Genomic DNA, 8294 nt, shown 5'->3' with positions numbered 1-8294 from the left:
ACGGCGACCGCCCCCGCGCGGCCAACGAGTGACCAGCGCGGAACGGATTTCCAGACAGCCCGACGGGGGTGCTAAGGTTTCACTCGTCGCAAGGGCCTGTGGCGCAGTCTGGTAGCGCACCTCGTTCGCATCGAGGGGGTCTGGGGTTCAAATCCCCACAGGTCCACGGCAAAACCGTTCGCGGGTCAGCTCGTAAGCGGTTCACGAATCCCGTCCGATCATTTGATCGGGCGGGATTTCGTCGTTCCAGGGCTCGTGGGAAATCTAGAAGCGGTCCAGGCGGCAACCCGACAGCGCCGACTCGGCGGTTCCGTCGACCAACTCCCGTGCGACCAGGCGGCCCACGGCCGCGGCGAGCGTGACCGCCGAGTGCATCACCGCCAGGTAGAGGCCGGGGACCCCGGCGACCGGGCCGACGATCGGCTCACCGTCGGCCGGCATCGGACGCACTCCGAGCCGGGTGCTCAGCAGCTCGACGTCCCCGGTGCCACGGAAAGTGGACCGGACGGCGGCGAGGGTCCGCTCGGGCGAGTCCGCGGCGGCGATCAGCCGGTCCGCGGCGACCTGCCGGAGATCGAAGTCCTCGGTGTTGACCACGGTGCGGACCAGACCGGCCGGGGCGCTGAGCCGGATCAGCGGACACGGCGACGGTTCGACCGGGACGCGCACGCCGAGCGGCGCGCCCAGCGCGGCCGTGGCGACTCCGGCCGCCAGCACCACCGTCGCACCGGAGAGGGGTCCCGCCGTCGTCTCGACCCCGGCGATCCGGCCCGCCGTGTCCCGGCGGACCGCGGTGACCGGCGTGTCCAGATGTACCCGGGCGCCATGGGCGCGAGCGCCCGCGACCAGCCGCTCGGTGACGCCCACCGAGTCGACGGCGCCGTCGTCCGGCGCCCAGACGGCCCACTCCGGAGGCTGCCGGAGTGTGGGTTCGAGCGTCGCCACGGTGGCCGCGTCCACGATCGTCTGCCCGGGCCCGGCGTCCGGCGCACTGCCCTCCCTGGTCCAGCTCAGCGAGCCGGACCAGGTCACCGGGAGCCCCGGCAACTCGGCCCCGAGCCGGTGGTACTCCGCCGTCGCGGTGGCCCGCAGTCCGGCGGCCGGACCCTTGCGTACGCCGGAAGCGCCGATCCAGGCGAACGAGTCCGCCGTCACGCCGGCGCCCGGCAGCCCGGCGTCGACCAGCGTCACGTCGGCGCCCGCCCGGGCGGCGTGATAGGCCACCGACGCACCGACAATGCCGGCACCGACGACCACCAGATCCCTACTCACCGCTGGGCTCACCATGTTCAGGACCCTAGCGCCCGCACACGCCGACCCCATGGTGAAGCCGGGCCTCGCGCGAGATGGGTGTGGTATTGGTCTAGGCCAGCCGCTCCCGTCCCAGTATCCTCACCCGTAGCCAGTGGCACACGATCCCCCCACCCAGGTTGCGTGGCGGCGCGGGCGACGCCGACTCAACTCCGCCCCAAGCAGCCGGGCCCCCCACTCGCCGCCTCTAGGAGTCACGGTGAAATTTCGCACCAGAAGCTCGGCGATCATCGGCACCATCTGCCTCGCCACCTCCCTCGCGTTCGCCACGGCCTACGCCGACGAGCCCGCCGCCCCACCCAAGGCGGCGGCGGACGTCGCGCTCACGGAAGTGGCCACGGCGCAGAACCCCACAGCCGGCGCGGCCGGCCCCGACGGCACCGTCTGGATCGCCGAACGCGCCGGGACCGTAAGGGTCCTGGACGACCAGGGGCTCGGTGAGCCCGTTCTCGACATCTCCGCCGAGACCACCACCGACGGTGAACGCGGCCTGCTGGGCGTGGCGTTCGACAACGAACTCGCGCACTTCTACATCTCGTACACGGACCTCGAAGGCACCAGCACCATCGACGAGTTCGCCGTGGAGTCGGGCGCGATCCAGCCGGACTCCCGGCGTACCGTCCTCACGCAGACGCAGCCGTACGAGAACCACAACGGCGGCGACATCAAGTTCGGCCCCGACGGCTACCTCTACATCGCGTTCGGCGACGGCGGCGCGGGCGGTGACCCGCACGGCAACGGGCAGAAGCTCGACACCCTGCTCGGCAAGATCCTTCGGATCGACCCGAGCGGCGGCGAGCCTTACGCCGTCCCGGCGGACAACCCGTTCGTGGACGACCCGAACGCGAAGGACGAGATCTGGTCGTACGGTCTGCGCAACCCGTGGCGGTTCTCCTTCGACTCCGGCACGGGCGACATGCTGATCGCCGACGTGGGCCAGAGCGAATGGGAAGAGGTCGACTGGGCCCCGGCGAGTAGCGCGGGCGGCGAGAACTACGGCTGGGCCTCGATGGAGGGCAACCATCCCTTCCGGGGCGGCACCGAGCCGGCGAACCACGTGCCGCCGGTCTTCGAGTACGACCGCAACGGGCTCGGCTGCTCGGTCACCGGTGGCTACGTCTACCGCGGCGACGCGATCCCGGGCCTCCAGGGCCAGTACCTGTACAGCGACTACTGCGACGGCACCGTGCGCGGTCTGACGATCGACAACGGTGAGGTGACCGGCCAGAGCGACCTCGGAGTCAACGGCGGCGAGGTCATCTCGTTCGTGGAGGACGGCGACGGCGAGCTGTACGTACTCGCGCTCGGCGGCAGCATCTCCCGCATCGACCCCGCGTAACGGCTCCAGGCCGGTACGTCGGTACGTCGGTACGTCAACGTGTCAGTGGTTCACGGCGTCCCGTCCGATCCCTCCGATCGGGCGGGACGCCGCTGTCACTGCCCCGTCGCCACCGGCCCGCCGGACCACAGACGGCAGGAGACGGCCACCACCAGCGGCCACAGGGCCTGTACGAAGGTCACCACCCGCTCCGCGACCCCCGGCGCCTTCCCGTTGCGCAGCTCGAACACGAACCACAACGCGCACACGCACATCAGCGCACTGGCGACGATCGCCACCTTGAACCGCAGTCCCCACGGCACCGTCCGGCGGCGTCTCGCGGCCAGTGCCGGCCACACCGCGAGCAGGACGAAGCCGACGGCCGCCACCGCCCCGTGCCCCAGCGCCCCGCCACTGATCGGCGCGGGCACCAGGGTCAGGACCATCGCGGACACCCCGCCCCCGGCCAGGGCGATCCGTCCGGCGGGCGCGGCCTCCCGCAGCCCGTGCGCCGTGACCACGTAACAGGTCCCCAGCACGATGAGCATTCCCGTCATCAGCCAGTAGCCGCGGGCACCGTAGGACGCCAGCACGCTGAGGGTGTCGACCGTGGGGTTGTAACCGGGTCCCTGCAGCCGCTGCGCGATCAACCAGGCGCCGACAAGGAGCAGAGGGGCGCCCCCCGCGGAGAGGAGGACCCACCAGGGGGCACGTCGCATCAGCCCACCGTAAACAGCGTTCGCCCTCTCTTCCCGGTGACACACCATCACCTGAACCACCCCGCCCCCGCGTCCGTGCCTCCTGTACAGATCCGCGGCTCAGGCCGTCCCCCTCACAGGAGAAACCACATGGCCACGGCGCCCCCACCCAAGCCGGAACCCAAGCCGGAACCGCCCACGACGCCGAGCGACGACCAGCCGGGCACGGACAACTGGCTCGCGCGTATGGCGCTGCGCTTCACCGCGTTCACCGAGAAGTGGCTGCCCGACGCCCTCGGCTTCGTCCTCGTCGGTACGTTCGCCGTCTTCGCGCTCGGACTCGCGACCGGGGAGGGTCTGTACGGGCGCCCCGACGACCCCGCGGACACCGCGGGATTCGGGCTGGTGGACGCGTGGGGGCAGGGCTTCTGGTCGCTCATCACCTTCACGCTCCAGATGGCGATGATCATCATCGCCGGGTACGCGGTCGCGGTCTCCCCGCCGATGAGCCGGCTCATAGCCAGGATCGCGCGCGTGCCCCGTACCCCGCGCGGCGCCATCGCGTTCACCGCCGCCGTCGCCATGGCGACCTCGTACCTCAACTGGGCCTTCAGCCTCATCTTCACGGCGATCCTCGCCAAGGAGATCGCCCGCCGGGTCCAGGGCGTTGACTACCGCGCGCTCGGCGCCATGGCCTTCCTCGGGCTCGGGACCGTGTGGGCCCAGGGGCTGTCCGGGTCCGCCGCGCTCCAGGTGGCCAGTGAGGCGTCGAGCCCGCCCGCGGTCCAGGAGGTCATCGCGGAGGGGCGCGGCAGCGGGCTCATCCCCCTCACCGACACCATCTTCCTGTGGCAGGGCATCGTGGCCACGGCGATCATCTTCGTCATCGCGGTCGTCATGGCCTGGTTCCTCTCGCCGTCGCCCGAGCGGGCGAAGACCGCGGAGCAGCTCGGTATCGAGCTGGGGCCGAGCGTCGCGCAGAAGCGCGCGGAGACCCGGCGCGGCCGGCCGGGGGAGTGGATCGAGTACAGCCCCGTCTTCGCGATCCTGCTGTTCGCGCTCGGCGCCTGGTACCTCGTACGGCACTTCGCCCTCGCCGAGGGCGACCCCCTCAACGCGCTGGACCTCAACACCGTCAACCTCATCCTGATCCTGCTGGCGCTCATCCTGCACTGGCGGCCCGTCCGGCTCGCCCAGGCGGTCAAGGAGGGCACGCCCGCGGCCTCCGGTGTCCTTCTCCAGTTCCCCCTGTACGGCGGCATCTTCGGCATGATCGCCTTCACCGGGCTGAGCAAGACGATCGCCGGCTGGCTGGTCTCGGTGTCGAACGAGTTCTTCTATCCGGCCCTCATCGCGATCTACAGCATGGTGCTGGGCGTCTTCGTGCCGAGCGGCGGCAGCAAGTGGGTGATCGAGGCGCCGTACGTCCTGGAGGCGGCAAACCAGCTCCAGGTGAACCAGGGCTGGATGGTCGTCGTGTACGACCTCGGCGAGGCCAGCGCCAATCTGCTCCAGCCGTTCTGGATGCTGCCCACGCTGACGATCCTCGGCCTGAAGGCGCGCGACATCATGGGCTACACCTTCGCCATGTTCCTCGCCTGTTTCCCGGCGGTGCTGATCCTCGTGACCCTTTTCGCCCGTACGCTTCCCTTCCCGTAGGGAGGATCCGGCGCGAAGGAGTGGGCGGACGTGCGGCGTATCGACGTGGCGGAGCGACGGGCCCGGATCGGCGTACGGCACCGCCTGGCGGTGGCGGCCCGCGCGGAGGGCCCGGTCGAGGTGGCGCGCGACATGGTCGCGCTGCACAGCACCGACCCGTCCTCCGTGTACGTCGCCACCTGGGCGCGGACCAACGGCGGTTCGGTACGGGAGGTGGAACGGGCGCTGTACGAGGACCGCTCCCTCATCCGGCTGCTGGGCATGCGCCGTACGGTCTTCGTCACCTCCCTCGACGTGGCCCCGGTGATGCAGGCCGCCTGCTCGCACGCGGTCGCCGCGCGTGAACGCCGCAAGCTGCTGGGCTTCCTGGCGGCGTCGGGGGTCGCGGACGACGAGGCGGGTGTACGGGCGTGGCTGGCCGGGACGGAGGACATCGCCGTGCGCGCGCTCGCCGCGCGCGGCGAGTCCACGGCCGCCGAACTCGCCGCCGACGACGCCCGCCTCAGTACGGAGGTGGTGCTCTCCGCGGGCAAGAGCTACCAGGGCACCCAGAAGGTCGCGAGCCGGTTGCTGCTCCTGCTCGCCGCCGAGGGCCGGGCCGTACGCGGCCGGCCGCGCGGCTCCTGGACCTCGCACCAGTACCGCTGGGCGCCGCTGACCGACTGGTTCCCCGGCGGCCTCGCGCACTGGGACACCCACCGTGCGGAGGAGGAGCTGGCCCGGCGCTGGCTGCGTACGTTCGGCCCGGCCACGGCGGACGATCTGCGCTGGTGGGCGGGGTGGACGAAGACCCAGGTCAAGCGAGTGCTGACGCAACTGCGGCCGGTCGAGGCCGATCTGGGCGGCGGCGCGAGCGGCCTGCTCCTGCCGGACGACCTGGAGGAGACGGCGCGGCCCGAACCATGGGCCGCGCTGCTGCCCGCGCTCGACTCCACGCCGATGGGCTGGCACGAACGCGGCTGGTTCCTCGGCGACCACGGGCCGCGCCTCTTCGACGGCTTCGGGAACATCGGCCCCTCGCTCTGGTGGGACGGCCGGATCGTCGGCGGCTGGGCGCAGGACCGGAGCGGCGAGATCGTGTGCCGTTTCCTGGAGGACGTCGGCGCGGACGCGGAGGCGGCGGTACGGCGGGAGGCCGAGCGCCTCGCCGTACCCCTGGGCACGGTCCGGCTCAGCGCGCGCACACGCGGCCGCACCTGGCTGGAGGACGAGTTGGCGGGCGCCGTCGCGTGACGACGTGCTCCCGCCCTGCCTCGCCGGGGGTTACGGAAAAGGGGGCCCTCAGCGCTCTCCCGCGAACGCGCACGGCATCGAGCGGACCCGGTTGTCGAAGTTCGACGGGACCAGCACCGGCGCGCCCACGGCGCGCAGTTCGGGCATTCTCGTCAGCAGCTCCCGGAACAGCGCCTTCATCTCCTGCTTCGCCAGGAACGTGCCCAGACAGTAGTGCGGGCCGCCCCCGCCGTAGCCCACGTGCGGGTTGGGGCTGCGGGTGATGTCGAAGCGGTCCGGGTCGGTGAAGACCGCCTCGTCGCGGTTGGCGGACGCGTAGAAGAGCACCACTCGCTGGCCCCGCCGGAAGTCGTGGCCGTTCATCCGGTGGTCCTCGGTGAGCCTGCGCCGGAACTGGATGATCGGTGTCGAGTGACGCACGATCTCCTCGACGGCGCCGTCCGCGTACCGGTCGAAATCGCCGATCAGCAGGGCGCGCTGGTCGGGATGGTCGGTGAGCAGGGACAGGCCGTGCGCGATCGCGTTACGTGTGGTCTCCACACCGGCGACCATCAGCAGCGAGAAGAACGAACCGAGTTGCCGGCCGTTGAGCGACTGCCCGTCGATATCGGCGTTCACCAGCGCGGAGATGAGATCCCCGGTGGGATTCCGGCGCCGCTGCCGCCCGAGGTCCGCGACCATTCCCTGCATGGACGCCAGCGCCCGAAGGCCCTTTCCGGGGACGCGAATTCTCTGCCGTACCGTGCGCGCGACACCGGTTTCGACGGATGCCCGGTTCACCTGCGCGAGGATCGACGGGCGTTCCTTCTCGGGGATTCCCATCAGATTGCAGATGATTTCGAACGGCATGCGCGAGGCGACCGCGGTGACGAAATCGGCGGGGCGTTCCCGGAGCATGTCGTCCACGATGCGGGTGGCGACCGAGCGGACGTCTTCCTCGGTCGCGGCGAGAATGCGCGGAGTGAAAGCGCGGGAGACGATCCGGCGCAGCTGACTGTGCTGCGGATCGTCGAGATTGACCAGGGACTCCCCGAACAGTGCCCGCACCCAGCGGGCCGGTTCGGGGGTCGTGACCCCCGGCGCGCTGCCGAACACCCGCGCGTTACGGCTGGCCTCCACCACGTCGGCGTGGCTGACCAGCGCGTGGAAGCCCACCTCCGGCCGGAGCCGGCTTCCGGGGCGTTCCACGAAGTACTGCGGCGTCCCGAGGGCGCGCAGCCGGGCGAAACCCGCCAGCCTTTCGGAATGCGGTAGTTGCCAGAAAGTGGGATCGGCGAGATTCGGCGTCATTTTTTCCATTCCTTCCGTGACTTGGAGCTTCCCACGGCCGACATGTCATCAGCATGTGTCGGACGTAGGGCAGACGGGGGTGTCGAAGGACTGCTTTCGCACTGGGGAACGAATGCTCCGCCACTCGGGTGACGCGAAATCACTCCGGGCGCCCGAGGGCCACTACTGTGCCGAAGCATGACCTCTACCAACACCGCGCAGGGAAGCCCGCAATACGCCCCTCTGCTCGGCACCCTGACGGTAATTCCCTGGACGGGCGAAGCCTCCGACGACCAGCGCAACCCGCCTTTCCTGCTGGCCTATTCACTCGGTGACGGCCGCGACGGCGCGGAGGCCGGAGAGGAGGCCATGCGCGCCGTCATCAACGAGGTCGGGCTCAGGACCGGCGCCGGGCTCGTCGACGTCGGGGAGTCGCCCAACATCCCGATCACCCTCCTCGTACAGGCCGGGCGGGCGGTGCTGACCATGCCGTACCTCAAGGCCCAGTGCGCCGTCCCGCCGGAGTGGGAGCAGGACGCGCGCGAGACCGGCGGGGTGTACTTCATCATCGCCACCCGGCCGTGGCCCGAGGGCACTCCCGGCAGGCCGGTGAGCGAGGAGGCGCTGCGCGCCTTCGTCGGCGACGAGGCGGTCCTCACCGGCGCCGCGCACTGCCTGGTGCCGGTGAGCAGCCTGCGCGGCTGAGCGCGGCCGGGGTACGGCCCCGAGGGTGCCGGCCCCGGCCCGCGCCCCGGCTCACCAGCCCAGCCGGCCGACCCCGCCGTCCGCGGGGACCGTACGTCCCG

At 71.1% G+C, this 8294-nt stretch carries 7 protein-coding genes and 1 tRNA gene; 5 read left to right on the top strand and 3 right to left on the bottom strand.

Going from position 1 to position 8294, the window contains the following annotated elements; all coding sequences use genetic code 11:
• The first annotated feature begins 92 nt into the window (after positions 1-92).
• Positions 93-166, top strand: a tRNA-Ala gene (locus GXP76_RS32070).
• A 98-nt stretch (positions 167-264) separates the two neighbouring features.
• Here GXP76_RS32070 and GXP76_RS32065 read toward each other — a convergent pair.
• On the bottom strand, positions 265-1287 hold the full coding sequence (locus GXP76_RS32065) for an FAD-binding oxidoreductase (RefSeq protein ID WP_242575128.1): 1023 nt from the start codon (positions 1285-1287) through the stop codon (positions 265-267).
• Between the two features lie 223 nt (positions 1288-1510).
• Between GXP76_RS32065 and GXP76_RS32060 the strand changes: the two genes are divergently transcribed.
• Entirely contained in the window at positions 1511-2650 is a 1140-nt protein-coding gene (locus GXP76_RS32060; RefSeq protein WP_242575127.1) for a sorbosone dehydrogenase family protein, read from the top strand.
• 95 nt (positions 2651-2745) lie between these two features.
• Here the strand turns inward: GXP76_RS32060 and GXP76_RS32055 are convergent, their stop codons facing one another.
• A complete protein-coding gene (locus GXP76_RS32055) occupies positions 2746-3348 on the bottom strand; it encodes a DUF998 domain-containing protein (RefSeq protein ID WP_242575126.1) in 603 nt (200 codons plus the stop codon).
• Positions 3349-3477: 129 nt separating this feature from the next.
• On the opposite strand from GXP76_RS32055, the gene GXP76_RS32050 reads away from it, so the two are divergent.
• Both GXP76_RS32050 and GXP76_RS32045 read left to right on the top strand, forming a co-directional pair.
• Complete coding sequence (locus tag GXP76_RS32050) at positions 3478-4986, top strand: short-chain fatty acid transporter (protein ID WP_242575125.1); 1509 nt, start codon at positions 3478-3480, stop codon at positions 4984-4986.
• A 30-nt stretch (positions 4987-5016) separates the two neighbouring features.
• Complete coding sequence (locus GXP76_RS32045; protein ID WP_374363371.1) at positions 5017-6219, top strand: winged helix DNA-binding domain-containing protein; 1203 nt, start codon at positions 5017-5019, stop codon at positions 6217-6219.
• 48 nt (positions 6220-6267) lie between these two features.
• Here the strand turns inward: GXP76_RS32045 and GXP76_RS32040 are convergent, their stop codons facing one another.
• Positions 6268-7509, bottom strand: a complete 1242-nt coding sequence (locus tag GXP76_RS32040) for a cytochrome P450 (protein ID WP_242575124.1) — start codon at positions 7507-7509, stop codon at positions 6268-6270.
• A gap of 177 nt (positions 7510-7686) precedes the next feature.
• On the opposite strand from GXP76_RS32040, the gene GXP76_RS32035 reads away from it, so the two are divergent.
• Positions 7687-8193 (top strand): DUF5949 family protein, encoded by a 507-nt coding sequence (locus GXP76_RS32035; RefSeq protein WP_242575123.1) that lies wholly within the window; start codon positions 7687-7689, stop codon positions 8191-8193.
• The last annotated feature ends 101 nt before the right edge of the window (positions 8194-8294 follow it).

The sequence above is a fragment of the Streptomyces sp. NP-1717 genome (assembly GCF_022695985.1).
In the GTDB taxonomy this organism is placed as follows: Bacteria; Actinomycetota; Actinomycetes; order Streptomycetales; family Streptomycetaceae; genus Streptomyces.
This window is presented reverse-complemented; position numbering and strand designations above follow the sequence as displayed.